At 45.3% G+C, this 25,850-nt stretch carries 20 protein-coding genes; 9 read left to right on the plus strand and 11 right to left on the minus strand.

Going from position 1 to position 25,850, the window contains the following annotated elements; genetic code table 11:
- The 3 genes from LDX50_RS16555 to LDX50_RS16565 form a co-directional block, all read right to left on the minus strand.
- Complete coding sequence (locus LDX50_RS16555; RefSeq protein WP_225698419.1) at positions 1-1,254, minus strand: dihydroorotase; 1,254 nt, start codon at positions 1,252-1,254, stop codon at positions 1-3.
- A 24-nt stretch (positions 1,255-1,278) separates the two neighbouring features.
- A complete protein-coding gene (locus LDX50_RS16560) occupies positions 1,279-3,276 on the minus strand; it encodes a BatA domain-containing protein (protein WP_225698420.1) in 1,998 nt (665 codons plus the stop codon).
- Positions 3,277-3,346: 70 nt separating this feature from the next.
- Positions 3,347-3,703, minus strand: coding sequence for a single-stranded DNA-binding protein (locus LDX50_RS16565; RefSeq protein ID WP_225698421.1), 357 nt, complete (start codon positions 3,701-3,703; stop codon positions 3,347-3,349).
- A 102-nt stretch (positions 3,704-3,805) separates the two neighbouring features.
- Here LDX50_RS16565 and LDX50_RS16570 point away from each other — a divergent pair, with 102 nt between their 5' ends.
- Positions 3,806-5,767, plus strand: a complete 1,962-nt coding sequence (locus LDX50_RS16570) for a M1 family metallopeptidase (RefSeq protein WP_225698422.1) — start codon at positions 3,806-3,808, stop codon at positions 5,765-5,767.
- Here LDX50_RS16570 and LDX50_RS16575 read toward each other — a convergent pair whose 3' ends face one another.
- Positions 5,768-7,570 carry an OmpA family protein gene (locus LDX50_RS16575; protein WP_225698423.1) on the minus strand — a complete coding sequence of 601 codons (1,803 nt, stop codon included), beginning with the start codon at positions 7,568-7,570 and terminating at the stop codon, positions 5,768-5,770. It abuts the gene before it with no gap.
- 104 nt (positions 7,571-7,674) lie between these two features.
- Here LDX50_RS16575 and LDX50_RS16580 point away from each other — a divergent pair, with 104 nt between their 5' ends.
- The gene (locus LDX50_RS16580; protein WP_225698424.1) at positions 7,675-8,439 is read left to right on the plus strand and encodes a carboxypeptidase-like regulatory domain-containing protein; all 765 of its coding nucleotides are present in this window, start codon (positions 7,675-7,677) and stop codon (positions 8,437-8,439) included.
- 124 nt (positions 8,440-8,563) lie between these two features.
- Complete coding sequence (locus LDX50_RS16585) at positions 8,564-9,313, plus strand: lysophospholipid acyltransferase family protein (protein WP_225698425.1); 750 nt, start codon at positions 8,564-8,566, stop codon at positions 9,311-9,313.
- Here LDX50_RS16585 and LDX50_RS16590 read toward each other — a convergent pair.
- On the minus strand, positions 9,297-12,743 hold the full coding sequence (locus tag LDX50_RS16590) for a pyruvate carboxylase (protein WP_225698426.1): 3,447 nt from the start codon (positions 12,741-12,743) through the stop codon (positions 9,297-9,299). The two genes, LDX50_RS16585 and LDX50_RS16590, sit on opposite strands and share 17 nt — an antisense overlap.
- Before the next feature lie 75 nt (positions 12,744-12,818).
- On the opposite strand from LDX50_RS16590, the gene LDX50_RS16595 reads away from it, so the two are divergent.
- The 5 genes from LDX50_RS16595 (at position 12,819) to LDX50_RS16615 (ending at position 16,663) form a co-directional block, all read left to right on the plus strand.
- Positions 12,819-13,271 (plus strand): heme-binding domain-containing protein, encoded by a 453-nt coding sequence (locus LDX50_RS16595; protein WP_225698427.1) that lies wholly within the window; start codon positions 12,819-12,821, stop codon positions 13,269-13,271.
- A complete protein-coding gene (locus LDX50_RS16600) occupies positions 13,268-13,855 on the plus strand; it encodes a hypothetical protein (protein WP_225698428.1) in 588 nt (195 codons plus the stop codon). Before LDX50_RS16595 ends, LDX50_RS16600 begins: the two co-directional genes overlap by 4 nt.
- Before the next feature lie 5 nt (positions 13,856-13,860).
- Complete coding sequence (locus tag LDX50_RS16605; RefSeq protein WP_225698429.1) at positions 13,861-14,511, plus strand: hypothetical protein; 651 nt, start codon at positions 13,861-13,863, stop codon at positions 14,509-14,511.
- A gap of 44 nt (positions 14,512-14,555) precedes the next feature.
- A complete protein-coding gene (locus tag LDX50_RS16610; RefSeq protein WP_225698430.1) occupies positions 14,556-14,717 on the plus strand; it encodes a DUF1328 domain-containing protein in 162 nt (53 codons plus the stop codon).
- A 146-nt stretch (positions 14,718-14,863) separates the two neighbouring features.
- A complete protein-coding gene (locus tag LDX50_RS16615) occupies positions 14,864-16,663 on the plus strand; it encodes a serine hydrolase (protein ID WP_225698431.1) in 1,800 nt (599 codons plus the stop codon).
- Positions 16,664-16,666: 3 nt separating this feature from the next.
- Here LDX50_RS16615 and LDX50_RS16620 read toward each other — a convergent pair whose 3' ends face one another.
- From LDX50_RS16620 to LDX50_RS16640, 5 genes are all read right to left on the minus strand, one after another.
- Complete coding sequence (locus LDX50_RS16620; protein ID WP_225698432.1) at positions 16,667-17,671, minus strand: HAD family hydrolase; 1,005 nt, start codon at positions 17,669-17,671, stop codon at positions 16,667-16,669.
- A gap of 174 nt (positions 17,672-17,845) precedes the next feature.
- A complete protein-coding gene (locus LDX50_RS16625) occupies positions 17,846-19,216 on the minus strand; it encodes a cystathionine beta-synthase (RefSeq protein ID WP_225698433.1) in 1,371 nt (456 codons plus the stop codon).
- Positions 19,217-19,276: 60 nt separating this feature from the next.
- Positions 19,277-20,203 (minus strand): aspartate carbamoyltransferase catalytic subunit, encoded by a 927-nt coding sequence (locus LDX50_RS16630; RefSeq protein WP_225698434.1) that lies wholly within the window; start codon positions 20,201-20,203, stop codon positions 19,277-19,279.
- A 1-nt stretch (position 20,204) separates the two neighbouring features.
- Positions 20,205-20,753, minus strand: coding sequence for a bifunctional pyr operon transcriptional regulator/uracil phosphoribosyltransferase PyrR (pyrR, locus tag LDX50_RS16635; protein WP_225698435.1), 549 nt, complete (start codon positions 20,751-20,753; stop codon positions 20,205-20,207).
- Between the two features lie 74 nt (positions 20,754-20,827).
- Positions 20,828-21,844: an LIC11966 family surface protein gene (locus tag LDX50_RS16640; protein WP_225698436.1), complete on the minus strand. Its 1,017-nt coding sequence runs from the start codon at positions 21,842-21,844 to the stop codon at positions 20,828-20,830.
- 92 nt (positions 21,845-21,936) lie between these two features.
- On the opposite strand from LDX50_RS16640, the gene LDX50_RS16645 reads away from it, so the two are divergent.
- The gene (locus LDX50_RS16645; RefSeq protein WP_225698437.1) at positions 21,937-22,458 is read left to right on the plus strand and encodes a YfiT family bacillithiol transferase; all 522 of its coding nucleotides are present in this window, start codon (positions 21,937-21,939) and stop codon (positions 22,456-22,458) included.
- Here LDX50_RS16645 and LDX50_RS16650 read toward each other — a convergent pair whose 3' ends face one another.
- Positions 22,459-25,827, minus strand: a complete 3,369-nt coding sequence (locus LDX50_RS16650; protein ID WP_225698438.1) for a methylmalonyl-CoA mutase family protein — start codon at positions 25,825-25,827, stop codon at positions 22,459-22,461.
- Between the last annotated feature and the right edge of the window lie 23 nt (positions 25,828-25,850).

The raw sequence follows: 25,850 nt of genomic DNA on the forward strand, positions 1-25,850 counted from the left end.
TCAAAGGAGTTCAGTAGTTGTACCCCGAATCACTGCAACCGCCTTTCCTTTTAACTTTTTACCGATGTACGGGCTGTTCCTGGAATTACTTCGATTTGAACTTCCATTGAACTCCCACTCGGCATTTGGATCAAACAGGGTCAGGTTCGCTTCTCGTCCATCATCGATAACAGCTGCAGGCATTCCCAGTATCTCCCTGGGCCTTACAGAGACTTTATCCAGCAGTTGCTCCAGAGGAATTTCTTCAGATAGCGATACCAGGTTTGCTCCAAGGGTTTGCAAACTGATCAAGCCAAAATCAGCGAGATCAAATTCAAGTTTCTTACTTTCTTCGTCCTGCGGACAATGAGCAGATACAATGACATCAACAGTATTGTCCTTCAGTCCCCGGATCAAAGCCCGACGATTGGTTTTATTACGAAATGGAGGATTCACTTTCAGATTTGTATCAAAATCATTCAAGTCCTCATCAAGAAATTCAGTCTGAAAACCAGCCATATCACAGGTTACATTCAGTCCTTCCTTTTTGGCTTGTCGGATAAGTGCAACAGATTCTCCGGCTGAGATCGTACTGAAGTGAATTTTTCCCCCTGCATAACGGAGCAAATCAATATCCCGGCTGATCATTAGTGATTCAGCCAGTTCAGGCATTCCCTTCATTCCGAGCATCGTACTTTGAATTCCTTCATGCATCGTAGCAAACTGCGTTAAATGCCGATCCTCCGGCCTGTTGATAAGAATACCATCAAACTTTTGAAGGTATTGCAGGCTCTTTAATAAAATATCTGAATGCCAAATTGGATTGAAGCCATCGGTAAAACCAACAGCACCTGCGGAATGTAAATCAATCATTTCCGTCAGTTCTGTACCATTCGTTTCCCTCGTAACGGCAGCAAGCGGGAATATTTCGGTTACACCCTTCGCTGCATTTTTCAGGGAAATAATATCGTTCTTTGATTGTGTAACCGGCTGATTATTAGGAAGAAGAGCAATGCCGGTAAATCCGCCAGCAGCTGCTGCGCTCAGGCCAGACTCAAGCGTTTCCTTATGTTCAAAACCCGGATCAGCAAGCCAGCACCACATATCAACCCATCCCGGGGTAAGAAACATACCTTTCCCATTAATTACCTTATCCGTCTTTAATCCTTCGGCTGCTATGCCAATCCTGCCCCTGTCGATGAGTACATCCTTGACCTTACCATGAAATGGTGAGTTTCTGTCACAGATCCTTGCTCCTTTTATCAATAATTTCATTCGGGATAATTAATTAATTGCAAATTAAGGCATAAATCGTATCAGTAAAACTTCCAGCAATAAAAATAACAAAGCAAGCATCAACGCCTCCTTCCATAACGTCTTCCCAATGAATTTCTCTGAAATTACACCGGCAAAATCGCTCTGACTATCAACACTTAATACATCAACCAGCTTTCCCTGAAATGCCTGAACCACTTCTTCCCGGTTCATTTGCCGGATATCCGATTCTTCGGGATCTGTATTAAAAGCCACAAGGCCAAGAAACGTTTCATCACGGTACAATTCATAGAACCCTGTGGAGAGTGTGAACCTCGGAACCTCAAAATAAATTCTGTTGCCATCAACCCGTTGTTGAGGGATAATCTCTTCATCTTCCCGAATAAGTTTGTATAATGAGTTCGTAGCTGTGCTGTCCTGTTTCAAAGAGAACGAACTGCGATTGATGTAACGATATAATTCATTCCTCTCTGATTTACCTGAAACAGCTACCTTGTACATAACCGGCACAAATAATGCATGTCTTGAGAAATTCCCATATGCTTCGGAAAGAGGGGTTGACATTAAATAAATATCTCCGGTTCCACGGCGGACCGACAGGAATGGTTTTCCATCCGGAAAGGATAATATTTTTTCCCTGAAGATATCTGATGTTACGATCGGAATGGCTGCCGGCATCTGAAGCCGATCATTTCTTTCTTCAAATACATTATCAAAGAATGGGTTATCATAATCCGGGGTTGACAACGTATTCAGACCCATAGAATCATATAGTTGCAAGCTTCCCAAACCATTGAGGTTTCTGTAAGATTCGACCGAAATATTTTCTCCCGGGATCATCATAACTGTACCGCCTGCACCAAGATACCGGTTGAGAGCGGTTGCCAGGGGAGGATCAAGTACATTTATTCCATTGATAATCACCAGGTCTGACAATTCAATTTGGTTGTAATCCAAATTTGAGGCCGGTTGCGAAACAAGGTCGAATAAATCGGAGTTTCCATAAACAAGTTCTACCGGTGTTATCGCATCCCCCCCCTTAATATCCAGGACAACAATGGTCTCAGGGATATTTAGCACAAAATTAAACTCATTATCGAAGGTCACAGGAAACTCCTCAAAGACTATCTTCCCCCGGTGCGGCCTGGAGCGATCAACAGACAAATCAAAAACCAGTTCCTGGCGACTGTTGGCCGATAATGATACGCTGGCAGTTCCCGACTGAACACCATCCAGATATACCTTTGCAATAACCTCGCCCGAACCGGATCCACCCACTTTGCTGAAAATCACATGAAGACGAACCTGCTCATCGGTGATCATCAGCGGATTTTCCACATAAAGTGAATCGACAAAAGCGTTTGCGTCATTGCTGAATTCAAATGGAACAATATTGATCTGCCGGCTTGAATCAAAGTTCAATACATCAGCACCCAACGTTGCTTTTTGAAAATCACTTAGCCAGAAAAGATTGACACTGCTACCCTGCGTGTCTGCTTCCAGCCGGCTCAACACCTCATCCATACGGCGGGGCACCCCGCTATATTCAATTTCTGTGATCAATTCCTCCATTTCCCTTGCACTTTTCAGGGTCCTGGAAGAAGCGAGAAAGTCGTTGGTGAGCAGCTTATATTGCGTTGTTGGAGGAAATTGACGCACTAATTCATCCAGAAAACCAATGCTTCGATCCAGTGCGGGTACACCATCATCCACCTCATTGCTCATACTCCATGAATTATCCAAATAAACGAATACCGGATCCCCCGACGAACTGCTTTCTGGTGCCGGCAGGAAAGGCTGGGCAAATGCCAAAACCAGAAAGAAAATGAATAACAGTCTTGATGCGAGAATAAGGTAGTGCTTTAGCCGCTTCCGCGTTGCTGTCGATTCTTTAACTTTCTGAAGAAATCTCGTGTTTGAAAAATAGACTTTCCTCGTTTTACGAAAATTAAAAAAATGGATCAGAATGGGAATGACCAGTGCAAAAAGACCAAAAAGAAGCTGAGGATTCTGAAAACTCATTTCATGCAAAAGTAGTAAAAACAGTCATACCTGTGCTACATGCTTCCGCATTTACTCCGCCAATCAACAACTAACCTTTAACAGCCTTTGCCGATTTTGGGCCGAGCATCAGGATTTCGTCGACATTAATTTCTGTAATATAACGAACCTCTCCCTTTCCTGTTTCATATTTTCTGTGTATCAGCTTTCCTTCGAGGGCTACCTCGTTCCCCTTCTTGAGATATTCCGAGGCAATTTCAGCCAGTTTTCCCCATACCACAATATTATGCCATTGAGTCTCCTCCACCCTTTCCCCGTCACCGTTTTTATAATTATCAGAAGTCGCAAGGGAAAAATTCGCCACCATTTTTCCCCCCGGAAGATTCCGGACTTCCGGGTCTTTTCCTAACCGACCGATCAAGCGAACATTATTCTTTAATTTCTTCATCTTTATATAATTTGATTAAACATGTCGAAATATGAATACTGTGACGGACTACCACAAGTACATAATATCTGCTTAAGTCAGGAAATATTTTTACATTGTACTATGAGAAAATCGGTACTTATATTGTTTTTGATTCTTTACGGAACCACCTACGGACAGGATCTTACACCAGCTATTTGTGTAAAAGGCACCAGTCCTGTTAATCGGCCAGGCTATGCTTCGCGGCCATTGGAAGACAGCCGCCTGCATGATTATGATGTAAACTTCTATCACCTGGACATTAGTGCAGATAATCTGTCAACCGACCTGGACGGTTCTGTTCGAATACTGGCAACCGCCCTGAAGGACCCGCTGGCAGAAATGGTTCTTGAACTTACCGACGCCCTGATTATCGACAGAATCGAAGACCTTTCCACATCCTCGGATATCCCTTTCACCCATGCCAACGATCTCGTTGTCATCACACTCCCCGACCCGGTCACTGCCGGTGATCCTGTTGATATTCGAATTTACTACCATGGCACACCGCCTGTGGATGCCGGATTTTTCAAAGGAATCAGCAGTGAGCTGGATCCCGACTGGAATCGACGTGTAACCTGGACGTTATCGGAACCCTTCAACGCACTGGATTGGTGGCCAACCAAACAGGTCCTGACCGATAAAGCAGATTCCGCCTACATTTACATCACCGTACCATCCTCTCTGAAGGCAGGCGCTGCCGGGACCCTGTCCCGCATTACGGAATTACCCGATAACCGGTCTCGCTATGAGTGGGAAACCAGGCACCCGATTGCATACTACCTTATATCTATGGCAATTGCTGATTACCAGGATTATTCCTACGATGTTTCCCTGGCCGGGCAGCCCACATTTCCAGTAGTGAATTACATCTATGACCATCCAGGCACACTTCCTCAGTATCAGGATGACCTGGATCAGGTTGGAGATATGCTGGAACTCTTTTCAGAACTTTTCGGACCTTATCCCTACTCCGATGAAAAATATGGCCATACCATGGCACCACTTGGAGGTGGGATGGAGCATCAGACTATGTCGACCATGGATTTCTTCTCGTTCACCATCGATGCCCACGAATTAGGCCACCAATGGTTTGGCGATCATATAACCTGCGAAACCTGGAACGACATCTGGATCAACGAAGGCTTTGCACGGTATTGTGAATACCTGGCGATCGAATTCCTTATCGATGAAAATACTGCAAGGTCCTGGATGGACTCACGCCACCAAAGTATCCTCAGCGCACCACTCGGATCTGTCTATGTACCCTCGGGACAGGCCGATGACCCCTTTCGAATTTTCGATGGCAGATTGACCTATAATAAAGGTGGGGCCATTCTCCACATGCTTCGATACCTGATAAACAATGACGATGCATTTTTTCAGGGCCTCCGGACTTATCTCTCTGCATACGGCGACGATGTGGCAACCGGTGAGGATTTCAGAGATCTTATGTCGGCCGAAACCGGGCTGGACCTTACTACATTCTTTAATGAGTGGTATTTCGGTCAGGGCAATCCGGTCTATGATATTATTTGGGAACACAGAAATGACAGCCTGATTGTGAATGCACGGCAATCTCCTTCAGCCGCCGGAGGAGTAGCCTTTTTCACAACGCCGATGCCGGTTAATGCAGTTCTGAACGGCTCTGATACGTTGCTTCGGCTGGTACCAGCTTCTGCCAGTGAAACTTTCAAAATCTATCTTCCAGGTGAAGTGAATGAAATTACATTTGATCCGGACCGCTACCTGGTAAAGCGGGTAAATTCAATTACAAGGGCAGGTGTAACGGGAATTGAAGGCTTGAACACAGCCGGCATTTCCGTCTATCCAAACCCGGCGAAAGGGTATATTCAAATACAGGGGGGAACTGAGCCACTCAGGCTTCTTCAGGTGATGGATATGCAGGGACGGATCCTTTTGCAAAAGGAAAACCTGTCAATGACAGAAAGAACAGTATATACCGGAAACCTGGGTCCCGGTATATACTTGTTACTTGTGAATGTCGGCAGCCAGCGCTACCAACAAAAAATTCTGATTGAATAGTTATTTACTCAGAATAGTAAATTCAACACGGCGATTAATCGCACGACCGGCATCTGTATCATTGGTGTCCACCGGAACACTTTCGCCATAACCGTGGGCAATGATCCGTTCATCTTCAATTCCCTGATCGATGAGGTAATTCACTACAGCCTGTGCCCTTCCCTGGGAAAGATTTATATTGTATTCATCGGATCCCTTATTATCGGTATGTCCGGCAATCTCGATGTTCACCGAAGGATTGCTTTCCAGGAAGTTTAGCACCTTATTCAGTTCCCCGTAAGATTCCGGCTTCAGGGTAGTCTTGTCGAAATCAAAGAAAATATTATCCAGTCTTACGGTCGCGCCAATCTCAATCGGATCCAGATACAAATCGCGCTGAACGAGTAATTCCGATCGGTCGTTGTGAATGCTGTCGTTTGCATTCATATAGCCTTCAGAGGTACCCGTAAGCATATACCAACCTTCTACGTTGAGCTCTTTTTCAAAATACCCATCACTGTTCGTTTTGATAATGATTTCTTTTCCATTACCCGCAGGATTATCCATCATTACGGTTCCGGAAATGGGTTCAAGCGTCTCTGCATTATAAAGGATACCAGTAAGCATTACTGCTCGTTCATTAGCCTTCAGGGCAAAATCACGAACAATTGTGGAGTCAGACAAAACCTCGCCCACTGTAAGTGAAGCTTCCAGTGGCTCATAGCCATCTGCAATTACCTCAAACTGGTAGCTGGTTTGTGCATTGATCATGGTTTCATACGAACCTTTTCCATCGGAAATCCAGAGAGTATCTGCTTCATTATGCTGGCTCACAATACGTATTTCTCCATCGATTGACTGGCGGTTCTCCTCATCGACCAGCATTCCCATCAGACGAATATTGATTTCACGTGGCTTGAGGGTAAAAATGTCAAGATTACCGCCATCGATAGTGCGGCCAGACTGTGTAACGAAAACATTCATGTCTTTATCAACACACAGATATGCATCGAATGCACGCGTGTTCACAGGCCTTCCAACGTTTTCCGGTTCAGACCATTTCATCCAGGTATCATCAAGACGGCGCGTCATATAAATATCCGCACTTCCAATTCCAACATCTTTACGACCACTTGAAAAATAAAGTGTCTTATCATCCGGCGCAAGGTAGGGAGCAAATTCATCACGACCGGTATTCAGTCCATTCAGCTTCACAGGTACGCCATAATCACCATTGTCCTTGCGTTTACTTATGTACAGATCACTGAAATTACTATTCTCACGTTCGCTGAAGTAAAGTATCAGAAACTCCCCGCTGGCTGAAATTGTCGCACCGTAAAATTTCCCCTTATTCATTTGCTTAAACTGATCGACTTCTACCTCCTGGGGCTCCGACCAGCCATCGCCATTCTTTCGGATAAATGAGAATCCCTTATTGTTTTTGCGTGAACCACCACGAATAAAGAGGACACTTCCTCCTTCGAGCATTCCAAAGACCTGATTTGAGCGATGAATATTGAATGGTTTATCAAGGTGTTTAGCCTCACCCCACTGTCCTTCGTCGTCTTTTTGAACAAACCATACATCCTGACTACCCTCTTTACCATAGTTGTTTTCGGGATGATTATGCACAAAAAAGTATAAAGTACGTCCATCCGGTGATATAACCGGACCGGCTTCATGATAGCCTGTATTCACTTTTCTGCCCAGGTTCACTAGCTCCATATTCTCGCCAAACGGCTGAGATACAGCTAAAAAGACATTTCCAACTGTAATAAGTAAGAGTAGAATGATCTTCTTCATGAGTTTAACAAACTGGTTCATATTAAATGTACGAACCAGCCCGTTGCAAAAACGCTGAGAAGGTGTTCAGGCAAAACAGTTGTAAGATTTTGTATCCAAATGGCAAAAATTGCGTACCATTACATATGCCATTGCGTATTTTCACGATTTTATTCTGCCTTATTGCATGTAAGGCAGCTGTTTTTGGTCAGACCAACTTACCATTCATAGAAATTGAGGGTGAAATACGTGAATCCGATACCAAAGATCCTGTACCCTACGTCCACATCATGAATCCGAATTCCGGACTGGGAACGGTGAGTAATACAGAAGGAAGGTTCTGGATGAAAATGATGCCCTCCGATACAATTCTGTTTTCCGCCATCGGCTATGAAACATATGCTTTCACACTAAATCCTGATCAGAACAGCCGGCGACTTCGAATTGTAATTGAACTAAATACCTCCACTCAGGTCCTTAAGCCAGTTAATATTTTCGCTTATCGCGACGAGGAAAGTCTCAAACAGGCGCTCATTGAACTTGAGGTTCCGGATGATAATCAAAACGTGGCTTTACAAATCCCGGGTGTCCGTACGGGTCCGATGACTGAAAATCCGGTATTTCAGATTGGAGGTCCTTTTTCGTTTTTCCATAACAAATTCAGCCGGGAGGCCAAAGCTTCCAGGAAACTGGAGAAGGACATTGCCACCTACGATTATACAAAAATCCTGAAAGCGAAATACAATGAACAGGTCGTAATGCAACTGACCGGCCTGCCCGAGGACGAGGTTGAGGAATTCATGAATTTCTGCAAGATCGATGAAGCTTATATCTACTCGGCCACTGAATATGATATCGCACTCCTGGTATCAGATTGCCTTAAAAAATTTAACGAACAGCCCGGGGATTAAAAAAAACACCTGCCCTTCCGGACAGGTGTATGCAAGCAAAGAGTTAAATAATTAATTTAATTCAGCCAAACTACTGCATTAATTGGATTTTTACAAACCGATTTTTTGTATGTAATTTGTCCGCATGATGTTACGAAATATCGTGGGTGGCCTTTATACTGGATGGGTGATTTTAGTTTTTACCGTCTTCATGATCATCCTGCTGCCATTCATTCTTTTTCCGGTAATGATCAGTGAAAAGCTGGGATTCATTACCTACGGAGCACTCAAGGTCTGGTCATGGATTTTCAGCATGCTCACCTTCATCCGATATGATGTCTCGGGCCGCGAAAAAGTCAACTGGAAGAATTCATACATATTTGTTTCCAATCACACATCGTTTCTGGATGCACCCGGAATCAGCCTGGGCATTGTGTCTCAATTCAGGCCATTGGCAAAAAAGGAATTAAAGAAAATACCCATTTTCGGATGGATTGTCGCGGCGGCTACCATCGTTGTGGATCGCTCGAGTCCGGAAAGCCGAAAAGCCAGCCTTAATCTTTTGAAAAAAATCCTGAGCCATGGCATATCGATCCTTATCTTCCCTGAGGGAACACAAAACAGGACCGACCAGCCGTTGCAGCCATTTTATGACGGGGCTTTTCGAACTTCATTTCAAACGGCCACGCCTGTAGTACCCATTGTGATTGTGAATGCCGGAAATCTCATGCCACCCGGAACCCTGCGCGTGCGCCCAGGAAGAATAAAGGTAATCTTTGAATCACCCATATCCCCGGAAGATTTTGAAACACCGGCAGCTTTGAGATCACATACCTATGCAACCATGTACAGGATGCTGACCGGAGAAGACCTCCAGGTCACTCAAGCTCAATGACCAGATCATCCTGTTCGACCATTTCTCCGGCCTGAATGTAAATCCTTTTCACTTTCCCATCCCGGGGAGCGCTAACAGTAGATTCCATTTTCATAGCTTCAATAACGAACAGCGGATCACTTTCAGAGATATTTTGCCCTTCCTTCACCTTTACTTCTGCAATTCTACCCATCAGGGGCGAACCTACATGTAAATCACTGCTCACCTTCAGGTGTGCCGGCCTGTCGGATTTAAAATGAATATCCTTCACTTCCAGCACTCGGGTTTGTCCGTTCATTTCAAAATACACCTTACTGATACCCTTCTCATCGGTAGGAGTTGTGTACAATTTTTTAATAATGATCGCCTTACCCTTGCCTATTTCCACGAAGATCTCCTCACTGTCATCCAGTCCGTAGAAGAACGCCTTGGTAGGCAGTCTCCATATTTCACCATACTCCTGCCATGCATGATAGAAATCAGTAAAAACCTTGGGATACAAGCTATATGACAGGAAATCCAGCTCATCGCAGTATTCATCAAACTCCTTCTGGAATGCCTTGAACTCCTTAGTGAAATCTATGGGTTCCAGGTGTTTATTCGGACGGTCTGTAAAAGGCTTATCACCCTTCAGGATGATCTCCGAAATCTTCCCGGGGAAACCGCCAAACGGCTGACCAAGCTCTCCTTTGAACAAACTGTGAACCGACTCCGGAAATGATAATGTATGGCCGCGCTCCAGTACATCCTCTACGGTAAGATTATTCGCAGTCATAAACAGGGCCATGTCTCCCACCACCTTAGATGAGGGGGTCACCTTGACCAGGTCTCCGAATAACTTATTGACAGCCGCATAATTCTTTTTAACCAGCTCAAATTTATCCTCAAGTCCGAGAGATGCTGCCTGTGGCCTGAGGTTGCTGTACTGTCCGCCTGGAATCTCATGATCATAGACTTCGGCAGTTCCGGCTTTTAAACCGGATTCAAAAGGATAATACAACTCCCGCACATCTTCCCAGTAGACGGCAAAATTATTAAGCGAATGAAGATCCATTTTCTGTTCCCTTTCATTGCCTTCCATCGCCGCCAGAAGAGAATTGAAGTTTGGCTGTGAAGTAAGTCCCGACATGGAGGAAATCGCTACGTCAACCACATCCACGCCTCCCGCAATAGCTTCCAGATAGGTCGCGGCCTGTATTGAAGATGTATCATGGGTATGAAGGTGGATCGGAATATCAACAGCCTTTTTTAATGCTGGTATCAGTAAGGCAGCTCCGGAAGGCTTCAGCAATCCCGCCATATCCTTAATCGCCAGGATGTGCGCCCCCTCATCCTCCAGCTGTTTCGCCATATCCAGGTAATACTGAAGATTATATTTGGTATCGGTGTGAGTTACATCACCTGTATAGCAAATGCATGCCTCCGCCAGCGAATCGGTTCGTTCACGTACAGTCCGTATACTTACCTTCATGGCTTCAATCCAGTTCAACGAATCGAAGATTCTGAAAATATCAATTCCATTTTCGGCAGATTTCTCGATAAATTTCTCAATCAGGTTGTCGGGATATGCCTTGTATCCAACCGCATTGGATCCGCGCAATAACATTTGAAAGAGAATATTGGGCATTGCTTCCCTCAACAATTTCAGCCGATCCCATGGGTTTTCGTGGAGAAATCGCATACAGACATCAAAGGTAGCACCACCCCACATTTCAACACTAAAGACCTCCGGATGATTCTTGGCATAACTCTCCGCTACTTTCAGCATATCGATCGTTCGCATCCTTGTTGCCAACAGGGACTGATGCGCGTCGCGAAATGTTGTGTCTGTGAATTGAATCTTCTTCTCCTCACGGAGCCAATTTACAAAGCCTTCCCTTCCGAGCTCATGAAGCCGGTCCCTGCTTCCTTTAGGATAATCCCCCAGACGATCATACACGGGCACTTTCGGCTCCCGGAATTTTTTCGATTTGTCAACTTTCTTAATGTTCGGATTCCCATTCACCGACATATGGCCGATGTAATTTAACAACCGCGTACCCCGGTTCAGCCTCCTGGGCATATCAAACAGCTCCGGATGGTCATTGATGAAGTTTACGGTTGCCTCCCCCCGATAGAATACCGGGTGATTGATTACATTTTCCAGGAATCCGATATTGGTATTTACCCCGCGTATCCGGAATTCGCTTAACGCACGATTCAAGCGCTCTGATGCTCCCTTGAGCGTGCGCCCCCAGGACGAAACCTTTACAAGCAATGAATCAAAAAATGGGGAAATAGTAACGCCTGCATAGCAATTGCCGGCATCGAGTCGTATACCAAAACCACTTGCACTACGATAGGCAATGATGGTTCCGTAATCAGGCTGAAAGTTATTGGAAGGATCCTCCGTCGTAATCCGGCATTGTATGGCGAATCCATTACACTTCACATCATCCTGAGTACGCAGGAAAATACGTCGGTCTGAAAGTTCGAAGCCGCGTGCAATCAGGATCTGACTGCGAACGATATCCACCCCGGTAATTTCTTCTGTAATGGTATGCTCTACCTGAACACGGGGATTTACCTCGATGAAATATACATTTTCCTCGAGATCGACCAGAAACTCCACAGTTCCGACATTATTGTAGGATACACTCCGGGCTATTTTAAGGGCATATTCATAAAGCTTATCCCTGGTTTCCTGTTGCAAGGTGACACTTGGTGCAATCTCCACGACCTTCTGAAAACGGCGCTGTACCGAGCAATCCCGTTCGAACAGGTGTACAGTATTACCGTAATTGTCAGCCATGATCTGCACTTCTATGTGCTTGGGCTGATCAATAAATTTCTCCAGGAATACTGTGTCATCACCGAATGCCTTCAGTGCTTCATTACGGGCCTCTTCATAGGCATTGGCAAGATCTTCACGTTTTCGTACCACACGCATACCCCGACCTCCTCCGCCTGATGCAGCCTTAACCACAACGGGAAAACCAATGCGGTCTGCTTCCTTCTTCGCAATTTCAACGGAGGTAAGTGATTCATCACTATCCTCAATAACCGGGACTTCAGCCGCGCGCGCAATTTTCTTGGCTTCAACCTTATCCCCGAGACGTTCCATTACCTCCGGTTCAGGTCCAACGAAAATGATGCCTTCCTCACGACAACGCCTTGCCAGTTTCACATTTTCCGACAAAAAACCATATCCCGGGTGAATCGCATCCACATTATTTCGTTTCGCTAGAGAAATAATCTCCTCAATATCGAGGTAGGGTTTGAGCGGATCATTATCAGCCCCGATCTGGTACGCCTCATCGGCTTTATATCGATGGAGGGAGTACCTGTCTTCAAAAGTAAAGATGGTGACAGTGCGGATTCTGAGTTCAGATGCCGCACGTAAAATACGTATGGCGATCTCACCCCGGTTGGCGACCATCAGTTTGTTTATTTCTTTTAATTCTGTATTCATGGGAAACGAAGTATTCTAAATGGATGCAAAAGTTACTATATTCGGTTATTAATGACAATTGAATCACCAACCAAGATGATACGAAAAATTTTATTAGTCCTTTTGGTGGCACTCATCGTTATTCAGTTTATTCCAATTGATACAGATGTGCCTGAAGTTGAAGCATCGAAAGACTTTATTGCAATGACCAATCCGCCGCAGGAAGTTAGCATTATACTTAAACAGGCATGCTATGACTGCCATTCCTATGAGACGGTTTACCCGTGGTATTCCAATATCGCCCCTGTGAAATTCTGGCTGAAAGATCATATCAATGACGGTCGGAAGCATTTGAATTTTTCGGAATGGGGCAACTATGAAACAAAACGTCAAAACCACAAGCTTGAAGAGCTCATGGAAGAAGTAGGTGAAGGAGAAATGCCCCTTGACAGCTACACCTGGACACACGAAGAAGCACGACTTACCCAGGATCAGGTAAATTCCCTGGTCAGTTGGGTTAAAAACGGACCTTTTATTTCGACGAAATGAACGAAGAGGAACTGCGATTTTCCGCAAAACCGATCCCTGAAATTTTTCAGTCCTATGCAACCGGAACACTTTTTGACCGATGCATAGAATGTGACCGGTATTTATTGGACAAGGAAATTCCGTATTTTATTGAAAAAGCAATCAAGAAATATGAAGGCCTCAGGGGATATGATGTGATCTTTGAATATGCCATTTGTATCAACTGTGCAGATCAAATGCGTCAGAAAATGTCACTGGAATCGATGCAGAAAATCGGCCAGTTCCTGGAAAAGAATATGAATCAGAAGCGGCGGAATGAGCTTATCGAAGATTTTCCCGATGAACCGGAGAAATGGATCGATGAATGTCTGATCACCGGGGCGTCGAGGGAAGAAACCGCTGAATATCAGATCTACGCACAGTGCATTTATGACCGTCTGCTGCTGCCGGCAATGCCCTATATGATCAGTCATATGGTATTGGACAAACTGGCGAATCTCCTGTCAGATAAAACATTGGGTGAAATGGATGATTTTATCGGGCGGCATTTCGGACCGCCATCGGAATTTGAAGTCGGTCCACGAAAAAAAATTATACTGGTATAATCATCGTGAACCGTCTTTGTATCACCGTAATCCTTCTGATCGTATTGTTTAACCTTGAACGGTGCAGCAGCATTACCCAGGTACAATCTTCCTCAACCACTTACGAGGATAAATATCTCACCCCTAATAAGGTTACCTTCAAATCAACCAGCTGGTTGATCAATGCCCTTGCAACAAATGTATCACAGGAAAGCCGGATCGAACTAACCGAACAGATCTTAAAGCTGACGGAAAAACGAATCGGTGATTCTGTTATGTTCATCACGGCGGCAATAGCAAATGGACTGGCACCCGCTGATATCGATGCCTCTGACGGTAAAATGCTCTCCACTCTTTGTGATAAAAGATTCCGTTACGTGCTTCAGCTTAACCTGGAGGGGAATGAATCGGAAGGTGGGGGATTTTCCATCGGTGCAGACGGAGAGGATAATACCGAAAATTCTGCACGTGTTGAACTGATGGTATTTACGGTACCCGATGGTGAAATGATCTACCACCACAGAATGACCGCTTGGGAAGTTACCCCTTCTGAATCTGATTTTGATGACGACGTGAATCAAATGATCATCAACAGGTCAAATGCCAAAATTCAGAAAGACGCCCTGAACTATGCGATAAAAAAGCTTCAAAAGAAATCGAATTTACCGATCAACTAAGTCGGTAAGTTTACTTTATTCCGCCGATTTTGTATATTATTATCATGTTACGCTGGTCAGTCATATTCCTGATAATTGCCCTGATCGCTGCTGTTTTTGGTTTCGGAAACATCGCAGCCAGTGCTGCAGGCATTGCTAAAGTTCTCTTCTTCGTCTTTCTCATCTTATTTGTCATCTCCCTGGTAAGCAACGCAATTAAGAGATAATTTTTTCCTTTATGGAAAATGACCTGAGTTTGCATCATATCCAAAAAGAGAAAAAGTAAAACTGGATTAAACAAATTCATCATGCACGAATGCTAGGGGCATTTATACTTTTTTAGTACCTTATAGGCATATCCAACTGCTAAAAAATGAAATCTGTCCGACTACTGTTACTGCTGTTTTTAATCCCGTCAATCGCTTTTACTCAGGCAACCGACAAACGCTTAAAAGGCATTGAAAAAGAACTCAATGAATTGCTCGGGAACTGGAAGGCCCCGGGTTTTGCCGTCGCGGTTGTGGAAGGGAATGAGGTAATCTATTCCAACGGATTCGGCCAACGGGATATAGAGAAGGGACTCCCTGTTACGGCGAACACCCTCTTTGCGATCGGATCCTGCAGTAAATCATTTACTTCGGCACTGTTAGGCATTCTTCGCAGTGAAACGGAGCTAACGTTCGATGACCCTCCTGGAAAGTATATCGACGGACTTAAATTCTACAATAATGAAATGAATGACCAGATCACAATTCGGGATCTGATGTGTCACCGCACCGGACTTCCACGGCATGACTATTCCTGGTATTTCTTTCCGACTGACAACCGGGACAGCCTCATGGCCCGAATTGAGTTTCAGGAGCCAACATTCGGTGTACGGGAACAATGGCAATACAATAACTTTATGTTCCTTGCCCAGGGGGTAATTGCAGAAGAAGTCACAGGAAAGTCATGGGAGGATAACATCCGTGAACGATTTTTCAAACCGCTCGGGATGAATACTGCGGCAGTGGATATTAAGGAAATGACCAGCCGTGCAGATTATGCTACCGGATATGAATTGAAAAATGATGAAGTCATTCGCTCCATGGATTATTATGAAATCCGGGGGATGGCACCCGCAGGAAGCATTAACAGCAGCGTGAATGAAATGACAGCATGGCTGAAAGTCTGGATCAACGGTGGCAAATTCAACGGTAAAGAAATCATCCCGGCCGATTATGCACAGGAGGCGATGAGTTCCCAAATGGTCGTTACGGCCGGATTACCTTCGGCAGAGCTTCCGGATGCCTTTCTGGCCAATTATGGGTATGGCTGGTTCCTTTCATCGTACCGGGGCCATTACCGTGTAGAGCATGGCGGCAACATAGATGGCTTTTCAGCCAGCACGTCATTCTTTCCTTCCGACAGTTTAGGGATTGTCGTACTTACCAATCAAAATGGATCGCCCATTCCCGGTATCGTACGAAACCTGGTTGCAGACCGAATGCTGGGTTTGAATAAGATTAACTGGAGCGACCGACTGAAGAAACAGCGTGATGAGCAAATAGCTGCCCAACAGGAAACAGTGAAATCCACCAGTTCTAATCGTAAGGAAAATACGCAACTTTCTCATCCCATAACAGATTATACCGGGAGTTTTGAGAATCCTGCAGCAGGAAAAATCAGGGTGACCTTTAGGAATGATTCACTCTTTGCCAACTCTAATGATGCCTCACTCTGGCTGGAGCATTATCATTACGATGTATTCGAACCACACTTTATAAATAAGTATGGCGTTGATACCACTTCCAGTCTGCTTCGCGTAGTTTATCAAACAGATGCAAGCGGGGATATTTCGGGATTTACGTTAAACATCGAACCTACACTGGACCCTATCCTGTTCAAACGCGCCATCGAAGCCGTTGATATCACCGAGGGAGAACTTCAAAAATATACAGGGGAATATGAATTGGGCGGTATGGTCGCCAGGTTCTTTACGAAAGATGATGAATTACACCTCATTGTTCCAAACCAGCCGGAATATACACTGATTCCCACGGGTGATGATTCCTTTGCGATCAAAGGACTGGACGGGTTCAAGGTGAAGTTTACCGCCAATGACTCCGGCAAAATAACAGAAGCTGTATTTACACAGCCCAATGGCGTATTTGCCGCGAAACGAAAGGAATAGAAATTACTCTGAAGCAGGGGGATAAATGGTTTTCCAGTCATTTTTCATATCGACCACAACCCAACCTTTTTCAGCTGCAATGTCGAGACCCTTATCTAATCCGCCGATGTGTGAATCGCGATCATATGCCCATTCCCTTTCCGCATCGGTGTGATGTATATACATCTGGAATGAAGGACCTTCACGGCCGTCGGTCCACTGAAGCATTTGAAGATCTCCATCTGAATTTCCGAAGGCGGCCAACGGTCTTTTTCCAATGAAATAATGAATCCCGACCGGCTTACCTTCCTTATCGTCAATGAAATTCAGTTCAGGAAGCCGCCTTAGAACAAAGCTATCCCCGGATTCTTCCCATTCCACCTTGATACTGCTTCCCATAACCTGTTCAGGCGGTATACCATAAACGGCCTCGGCCCAGGGGCGCATGAACTCTATACCCCCACCGGAAACGATGAATGTCTTAAAATCATTGGCTCTAAGATAGGCCAGCAATTCCAGCATTGGCTGATAAACCATCTCGGTATATTTTCTGCCCGAAACCGGATGTCGGGCTGTCTCTATCCATTCGGTCACAATTCCTTCAAATTCTGTTGTGGTCATTCCTGCATGCGACGCAGCAACAATCTTTAGTAATCCTCCCATTCCAAATCCGGAAACCGTCTTGACGTCTCCGCGAATGGCGGCAGACATCAACGAATCACCCTGCCATTCAGGATGCTGGTCTGCCAATTGTTTTACGCGGTCGAAAGCGAAAATAAGCTGAAAATATACCGGTTGCTCTGCCCACAGTGTGCCATCATTATCGAAGGTCGCAATACGGTCTGCGGGCGGCACATAATTCGCCCCGCCTTCATTCGTCACCGACTCTACAAATTCAATTAAGGCATCCCTGGAGTCACCCTGCCAGGAAGGCAACGGATCTACAGTTTCTATTGTCGTGGCTGAATTTTCACCACAACCTGAAACCAAGAGTAAAATAAAAATATATGGAAACAGAATTCTCAACATGACACTCGCATTTTTCGAATTAGAAAATTACGGATTATTAAGTCGTTCAACACACAAGGGTTGTTGTAAATTCTAAATCCGAACAAAAAAACCCCGGTCATGCGACCGGGGCTCTCCCAAAACTTACTTAAACATGTTATCAACCAGCATTAATTTAGCAATGACCATGCCAGATTATGAGGTAATGGCAGCCAGCAAATCATGTTGGGTAACAATATGAACCTCATCATTATTATCCCGCACGAGCACTGCCTTCGTATTTTTATTCATCATCGATGACAACACATCCAGGGTATTATCCATCGCCACGAATGGCATCGGATCATCCATGATATTATCAACCGGTTCATCCTTGCATTCAGGTCTTTCAACAAGTGTTTCCAGAATTTTCCCTGTGGTTATACTCCCGACAAAATGATCTCCATCCACCACCGGCACCTGGTCTATACCGTTGGAATTTAACATTCTGATCACATCGCCCACTCGCGTTTCCCTGGAAACGGTAAATAACTGGTCCCGTCCATTCTTTCCGGTAATGATATCCTTGGCAGTGGCAAAATCCCGGGCTTCATAAAACCCATGATCCTTCATCCAGTTGTCGTTGTAGATCTTACCCAGGTAACGTGTTCCATGATCAGGTAAAATAATGACCATCATGTCATCGTCTGACAAATGTTCCCGCGCATATTCCAATGCACCGTGCACAGCAGATCCGCAGGACCAGCCAACAAATAATCCCTCCTCGCGGGCCAGTCTCCGCGTCATTATGGCGCCGTCCTTATCCGTCACCTTTATGAAGTGATCGATCAGATCAAAATCAACATTCTTGGGTAATATATCTTCGCCGATCCCTTCGGTAAGGTAGGGATAGATTTCATTCTCATCGAATACTCCTGTTTCCTTATATTTCTTGAATACCGAACCATAGGTATCGATCCCCACAGATACCACATCCGGATTTTGCTCCTTCAGATACTTCGCCGTTCCACACATGGATCCTCCCGTTCCAACCCCTGCGGCATAATGCGTGATTTTACCTTCGGTTTGCTGCCAGATCTCAGGACCTGTGGTTTCGTAGTGTGCAAGGGTATTTGAAAGATTATCGTACTGGTTCGGATAGAAAGAGTTGGGGATATCCTGGTTCAACTTCCTTGCAACTGAATAATAGGACCTAGGATCATCTGACGCCACGTTTGTCGGGCAGACGATTACCTCTGCACCTACGGCACGAAGAATGTCTATTTTCTCCTGTGATTGTTTATCGGCAAGAGTAAAAATACACTTGTAACCCTTGGCAATGGCCGTTAGCGCAAGACCCATTCCCGTATTTCCGGAAGTACCTTCAATGATGGTTCCTCCCGGCTTCAACCGGCCGTCTTTTTCAGCGTCTTCGATCATTTTTAACGCCATCCGGTCTTTCATGGAATTTCCCGGGTTAAAATATTCAACTTTCACAAGAATGGTACCCCTGATCCCCCGGTTCACATTATTGAGCCTGACAATTGGAGTGTTACCAATGGTTTCGATGATTGAATTGTAGTACATGGAAGGTATTTATTTCATTAACAAAAGTAGCAAGAAATACGTGCATTTCAGGGATTCGCTTTATCCCTGTTTGCCTGCGAGTAAATAGAGAACGGCCATTCGTACCGCCACTCCGTTTTCAACCTGTTCAAGAATTATGCTATGATCCGAATCGGCCACATCGCTGTTTAGTTCGACTCCCCGATTGATTGGTCCTGGGTGCATGATGGTAATTTGATGATCAATTTCACTCAGAAGTCTCTTATTAATACCGTAATACAGGCTATACTCCCTCAGTGAAGGGAAATATTTAATTTGCTGACGCTCCAACTGAATGCGCAGGACATTGGCCACATCACACCATTGCAGGGCCTTTTTCACATCAAGTTCAACGCGAACCCCCAGTTCTGCAATATATTTGGGAAGCAGCGTATTCGGTCCGCATACCATTACCTGAGCCCCCATCTTTTTTAGAGCAAAAATATTTGATATCGCCACTCGTGAATGAAGAATGTCTCCAATGATCGCTACTTTGAGATTATCGAGGGTTCCGTATTTTTCCAGGATCGAGAATGTATCGAGGAGTGCCTGGGTAGGATGTTCATGTGTGCCATCTCCGGCATTTACAATATTAGCGTCGATATGCTTGGCCAGAAAATGAGGTGCGCCCGGACTACTGTGGCGCATGACCACCATATCCACCTTCATTGCCAGAATGTTGTTCACTGTGTCCAGGAGTGTCTCTCCCTTTTTCACCGAACTGCTGGAAGATGAGAAGTTTATTACATCCGCCGACAATCGTTTTTCAGCAAGTTCAAAAGAAAGCCGGGTACGGGTGCTGTTTTCGAAAAAGACATTGGCGATTGTAATGTCTCTGAGTGATGGAACTTTCTTGATGGGCCGGTTGATGACTTCCTTGAAACTTTTTGCCGTCTGGAAAATCAAATCCATATCCGCTTTTGTGATATCCTTGATTCCCAGTAAATGCTTCTGACTCAGTTGCGACATTTTATTTCAATTCCTTATTGATCAACCAGATTTTGTTTGTTTTATGACCTTGTGTCTTCCATTCCACCAGAACACGTTGTGATTCCATGGTATTCACGCTCCGCCCGATATAGTCTGCCTCAATAGGAAGTTCACGGGTATATTTACGATTTATTAAAACGAGCAACTCGACTTTTCGCGGCCGGCCGAAGGCAATCATGGCATCAAGGGCTGCCCTCACCGAGCGACCTGTAAAAAGGACATCATCGATTAGTACCACATTTTTATCCTCGATGATGAAGGAAACCCTGGTTGCATTTGCTTTCGCCGGGGTATCTCTCCTGCGAAAATCATCCCTGTGAAACGTTGTGTCGAGATACCCGAGGGGGATTTTGTTATTTGTTTCCTTTTCAAGCGTATGATGCACCAACTCAGCCAGATAAACTCCGCGAGGCTGAAGACCCAAAATGACCGAATCATTAAAATTACCGTGATTTTCAATCAGTTGCTGACATAACCGGTTGATGGTTATATCCAGAAGCGGGCTATCTAATATTAGTTTGCGCTGCATGGCTGGACAAATATAGGAAAAGTTCAAATAGATATCAGTGGAAAAATTGCCTATCAGGAAGATGTTGAATTCTCCTACTCAATAAATTTTCTAAGGAATGATTCAGACACCCTGTTCCACTTATCCAGGTGCATCGCGCGTTCGTCGTTGAGTTGTTCACTAAGCTCATCCAGGTTTCTGGCCGAATCATTTATGCCCCTCACAAGCTCATTATAACGATCTGTAAGAATTTTGCGCTGATCAGCGGATGATTCGGAATCCAGTTTTCCTTTGAGGGTTTTCAGTTCCTTCAGGGAAAGGTAATAATCTACCATCGGCTGAAGCCTTACACTTGCCTCGTCCTGGTAAAATCGCAGGTTTTCTGCAGCGGCCGACTTAAGTGTTCTGTCACCCTTGTATGCGCCTGCCCGCTCGAGACTTTCAAGCCCAGTTTGGGCCATGGCTTCAAGCGTTCTTCGTTCAGCATTGATGGCATCTGCCTCTTGCTTTTCAACAGCCCTGAACATCTGAAGTTCCTGCTGATAGGCATTGAAAAAGGTGAGATATATACGGTTGTAATAACCAAAGGTATCGTTTAACTCCTTCAACTTCTGTGCAAACTTGTCATCAGAATTAACAAGCCGGATCCCGAACTTTTTGGCGAATTCCTCCTCCGACTTCTTCATTGCCCGAGCAGCGGCACTCATTCGGACGTACGCCTCTTCCTGTGCACGAAGGTAGGTTTCCATCTTGTCATAACTATCCCTGGAAATACGTTCCATATCAACAATCCGGGCATAATCCTCGCGGACCACATCATAGCTTATATCAAGGAATCTCACAACCGAATCACGTAGTGCAGAATTTCCCCGATGCGGTGGCATCCTGCGAATCTCATTTCGTGCTTCACGGATTTCCCCCAGGAGTGATGTTCTCTGCTTGTCAATAAGATCTGCAGGCTGTCCCTGCGCAAGAGCACGGGCAAATTCCCACTGCTGTTTTAACACGGGCTCATAGGCGTCATTGATCTCCTCCAGGTATGCAAGAGGCTGTCCGTCCTGTCCGAGTGCAGCAGCCGAAATGAAAAATAAAAGGACTAAAATTCGCAGCATTCGTGTGAAATTACCATTTTAGATGACGATTTAAAAGCGTGATCCGTCGATCATGTTTTTGCCCCATATTTACAGCCACGAATATTTCCACCATGGATCCATTAAAATTCCCGATCGGACCGTTCAGTATCAGGGAAACCAACCGTCCCAGAGCTGAACGCATTGAAGATATCCGTAATTTTCCCGAGCAAATCAAAAACCTGATAGAGCCACTGCAGCCCGAAGGATTGCATTATACCTATCGTCCCGGTGGGTGGACAATCCAGCAGCTCATTCATCATTGCGCCGATAGTCATATGAATGCAGTAATACGATTCAAACTTGCTCTTACCGAAGATCAGCCAACTATTCTTCCATACCGACAATCAGCATGGGCAGAACTATACGATACACAGAAAGTAGATATCTGGTGGTCTGTCCGCCTTCTGGAAGGGCTCCATAAACGATGGACTGCACTGCTTGAAAATATGACCGAAGCAGAGTTCTCACGTACGTATATTCATCCGGAACACGCGCACAGCATCTTTACGCTGGATGAAGCCACGGCACAATACAGCTGGCATTGCAGGCACCATCTGGCTCACCTGCAACTTGCCATCAATCAAAATTCCTGATTACATATTCCGTCGATACTGGCCGCCCACCTCGAACAGAGAATGCGTGATCTGGCCCAACGAACAGATTTTTGCGGCTTCCATTAATTCAGAAAAAATATTTTTATTCTGAATGGCTGATTCCTGAACATGTTTCAGTGCCTTTCCGATATTATCCCGATGATGATCGTGCAAGTTTCTGAGCATGGAAATCTGGTACTCCTTTTCCTCCCTTGTCGCACGGATCACTTCGCCTGGAATAATAGTTGGCGAACCCTTCGAGCTTAAGAAAGTATTTACACCAATGATGGGATAATCCCCGTTGTGCTTCAGTGTTTCATAATACAGACTTTCTTCCTGGATCTTGCTGCGCTGATACATGGTTTCCATGGCTCCTAATACTCCACCGCGTTCGGTAATTCTGTCGAACTCGAGCAGTACAGCTTCTTCTACCAGATCGGTAAGTTCTTCAATAACAAATGACCCCTGCAGTGGATTTTCATTCTTCGCCAGGCCCAGCTCCTTATTTATAATCAGCTGAATGGCCATTGCCCTGCGCACTGACTCCTCTGTAGGGGTGGTAATCGCCTCATCATACGCATTGGTATGAAGGGAATTACAATTATCATAGATGGCATATAAAGCCTGGAGGGTAGTTCGAATATCATTAAAATCAATTTCCTGGGCATGAAGGGACCGGCCTGAAGTCTGAATATGATATTTCAGCATCTGCGATCGCGCGTTCGCGCCATATTTATCCCTCATAGCCTTCGCCCATATCCTACGTGCTACCCGGCCGATTACAGCGTATTCCGGGTCGATCCCGTTGGAAAAGAAAAATGAAAGATTCGGGGCGAATTTATTAATATCCATTCCTCTGCTGAGGTAGTACTCAACATATGTAAACCCATTGGCAAGCGTGAAGGCCAGCTGCGTGATCGGATTTGCACCTGCCTCGGCAATGTGATAGCCCGATATGGATACACTGTAGAAATTTCGAACATTATTTTCAATAAAATATTCCTGCACATCGCCCATCAGGCGCAACGCAAACTCTGTGGAGAAAATGCACGTGTTTTGCGCCTGATCCTCTTTAAGAATATCCGCCTGAACAGTCCCCCGCACAGCACTAAGCGTCTCTTTTTTGATCTTCTCATATATATCAGCGGGTAAAACCTGATCCCCGGTTACGCCAAGGAGCATGAGTCCGAGACCATCATTTCCTTCAGGAAGATCCCCCTGGTAGGCAGGTCTCTCCTTGCCCTTATAAATGGCCTTAATCTTCGCTTCAACTTCCTCTTCCAAACCATTCTCCTGAATGTAGAGTTCACATTGCTGATCAATGGCTGCATTCATGAAATATGCCAACAGCATCGGGGCCGGACCATTGATGGTCATCGAAACCGAAGTGCCGGGATCAGCAAGGTTGAAGCCTGAATACAACTTCTTGGCATCATCTAGACAGCATATGGATACGCCTGAATTCCCGATTTTCCCATAGATATCCGGACGGTAATCAGGATCGTTACCGTACAGCGTTACCGAATCAAACGCAGTGGAAAGCCGCTTTGCCGGCATATCCAGACTTACATAATGAAATCTCCGGTTGGTTCGTTCCGGTCCGCCTTCACCAGCGAACATGCGCGTAGGATCTTCACCTTCGCGTTTGAAGGGATAGATACCAGCCGTATATGGAAATTCCCCCGGGACATTTTCCTGCAATAACCATTTTAACAGGTCGCCCCAGGCTTCATATCTCGGCAGCGCCACCTTCGGTATTTGAAGATGGGACAAAGATTCTGAATGCGTTTTAATCGAAATCTCCCTATCCCGCACCTGGAAAGTGTACACATCATCCTTATATTTCTTCACTTTACCCGGAAACTCTTTCAGGAGCTGATCATTGCGTTTATCGAAATCCAACGCAAACTTATCATAGGTCCCGCGCAGGGATTTCAGCAATTCCGGATCACCGTCATTTTCTTCCAGCAACTTAATGGATACATGCAGTCCGTAAAGTTTTTGCGCCAGTGCAGACTGATGCTCAACCCATTCGTCATAGGAACGATTGCTCTCGGCGATTTCACTAAGGTATCGGGTTCGTTTCGGTGGAATGACCCATATTTTTTCAGACATCTCACCGCTTCGCTCAAAATTGGATTTCAACGGTGCTTCGGTCCTTTCTGAAATAACATCCATCAGCTTCATATAAAGCTGATTCATTCCGGGGTCATTAAACTGGGAGGCAATAGTGCCATAAACGGGGAGATCCTCATCGTTAGCATCCCACAGGTTATGATTGCGCTTGTACTGTTTCTTCACATCCCGCAACGCATCCAGTGCACCTCGCTTATCGAATTTATTGATGGCAATAACATCTGCAAAATCCAGCATGTCGATCTTCTCAAGCTGTGTTGCCGCACCATATTCCGGGGTCATCACATAAAGGGAGACATCTGAATGATCCGTGATTTCCGTATCCGATTGACCGATACCTGAAGTTTCCAGGATGATCAGATCAAATGCCGCCGCCTTAAGCACCTGGATCGCCTCATTCACATGCCTGGACAGGGCGAGGTTAGACTGACGTGTGGCCAGGGAACGCATGTATACCCGTTCATTATTTATTGCATTCATTCGAATACGGTCGCCAAGCAACGCGCCTCCTGTCTTACGTTTTGAGGGGTCCACTGAAACGATCGCTAATTTCTTATCTTCAAAATCCAGCAGGAATCGCCTCACCAGCTCATCAACAAGCGAAGATTTTCCCGCCCCGCCGGTACCGGTGATTCCCAACACAGGCACTTTTACCTTGCTGGCGATCTGATGTACTTCTTTAAGCTCCGGCTCAGCTTTTTCAGGGAAATTTTCCGCCGCCGAGATCAGATGCGCGATTGCCTGTACATCTTTCTCCTTCAAATGAGAGACTTCACCATTCAGATTCATACCCGTAGGAAAATCACTCTGCTGCACCAGGTCGTTGATCATACCCTGAAGCCCCAGTGACCGCCCGTCATCGGGTGAATAGATACGTGTAATACCATAGGCATGCAACTCGGCAATTTCATCCGGAAGTATCACGCCACCGCCGCCGCCGAAGATCTTAATATGACCAGCCCCCCTTTCTTTCAGAAGGTCGTGCATATATTTAAAATATTCCATATGCCCGCCCTGATAGGATGTCATAGCGATGGCCTGGGCATCCTCCTGAATGGCTGTATTTACAACCTCCTCAACACTTCTGTCGTGCCCCAGGTGTATCACCTCGCAACCTGTGGCCTGGATGATCCGGCGCATAATATTGATCGCTGCATCATGCCCGTCGAACAAACTGGCTGCAGTGACAATTCGAATTTTATTTTTAGGCTTGTATGGTTTGGTATCTTTCATCAGGTATCTCTAAAATTGCGCCA

This window comes from Fulvivirga sedimenti, from assembly GCF_020328055.1.

Excerpts from the sequence above, each read along its gene's own strand:
- LDX50_RS16555 (WP_225698419.1), bottom strand. The coding sequence starts at position 1,254 with ATGAAATTATTGATAAAAGGAGCAAGGATCTGTGACAGAAACTCACCA.
- LDX50_RS16560 (WP_225698420.1), bottom strand. The coding sequence starts at position 3,276 with ATGAGTTTTCAGAATCCTCAGCTTCTTTTTGGTCTTTTTGCACTGGTC.
- LDX50_RS16565 (WP_225698421.1), bottom strand. The coding sequence starts at position 3,703 with ATGAAGAAATTAAAGAATAATGTTCGCTTGATCGGTCGGTTAGGAAAA.
- LDX50_RS16570 (WP_225698422.1), top strand. The coding sequence starts at position 3,806 with ATGAGAAAATCGGTACTTATATTGTTTTTGATTCTTTACGGAACCACC.
- LDX50_RS16575 (WP_225698423.1), bottom strand. The coding sequence starts at position 7,570 with ATGAACCAGTTTGTTAAACTCATGAAGAAGATCATTCTACTCTTACTT.
- LDX50_RS16580 (WP_225698424.1), top strand. The coding sequence starts at position 7,675 with ATGCCATTGCGTATTTTCACGATTTTATTCTGCCTTATTGCATGTAAG.
- LDX50_RS16585 (WP_225698425.1), top strand. The coding sequence starts at position 8,564 with ATGATGTTACGAAATATCGTGGGTGGCCTTTATACTGGATGGGTGATT.
- LDX50_RS16590 (WP_225698426.1), bottom strand. The coding sequence starts at position 12,743 with ATGAATACAGAATTAAAAGAAATAAACAAACTGATGGTCGCCAACCGG.
- LDX50_RS16595 (WP_225698427.1), top strand. The coding sequence starts at position 12,819 with ATGATACGAAAAATTTTATTAGTCCTTTTGGTGGCACTCATCGTTATT.
- LDX50_RS16600 (WP_225698428.1), top strand. The coding sequence starts at position 13,268 with ATGAACGAAGAGGAACTGCGATTTTCCGCAAAACCGATCCCTGAAATT.
- LDX50_RS16610 (WP_225698430.1), top strand. The coding sequence starts at position 14,556 with ATGTTACGCTGGTCAGTCATATTCCTGATAATTGCCCTGATCGCTGCT.
- LDX50_RS16615 (WP_225698431.1), top strand. The coding sequence starts at position 14,864 with ATGAAATCTGTCCGACTACTGTTACTGCTGTTTTTAATCCCGTCAATC.
- LDX50_RS16620 (WP_225698432.1), bottom strand. The coding sequence starts at position 17,671 with ATGTTGAGAATTCTGTTTCCATATATTTTTATTTTACTCTTGGTTTCA.
- LDX50_RS16625 (WP_225698433.1), bottom strand. The coding sequence starts at position 19,216 with ATGTACTACAATTCAATCATCGAAACCATTGGTAACACTCCAATTGTC.
- LDX50_RS16630 (WP_225698434.1), bottom strand. The coding sequence starts at position 20,203 with ATGTCGCAACTGAGTCAGAAGCATTTACTGGGAATCAAGGATATCACA.
- pyrR (WP_225698435.1), bottom strand. The coding sequence starts at position 20,753 with ATGCAGCGCAAACTAATATTAGATAGCCCGCTTCTGGATATAACCATC.
- LDX50_RS16640 (WP_225698436.1), bottom strand. The coding sequence starts at position 21,844 with ATGCTGCGAATTTTAGTCCTTTTATTTTTCATTTCGGCTGCTGCACTC.
- LDX50_RS16645 (WP_225698437.1), top strand. The coding sequence starts at position 21,937 with ATGGATCCATTAAAATTCCCGATCGGACCGTTCAGTATCAGGGAAACC.
- LDX50_RS16650 (WP_225698438.1), bottom strand. The coding sequence starts at position 25,827 with ATGAAAGATACCAAACCATACAAGCCTAAAAATAAAATTCGAATTGTC.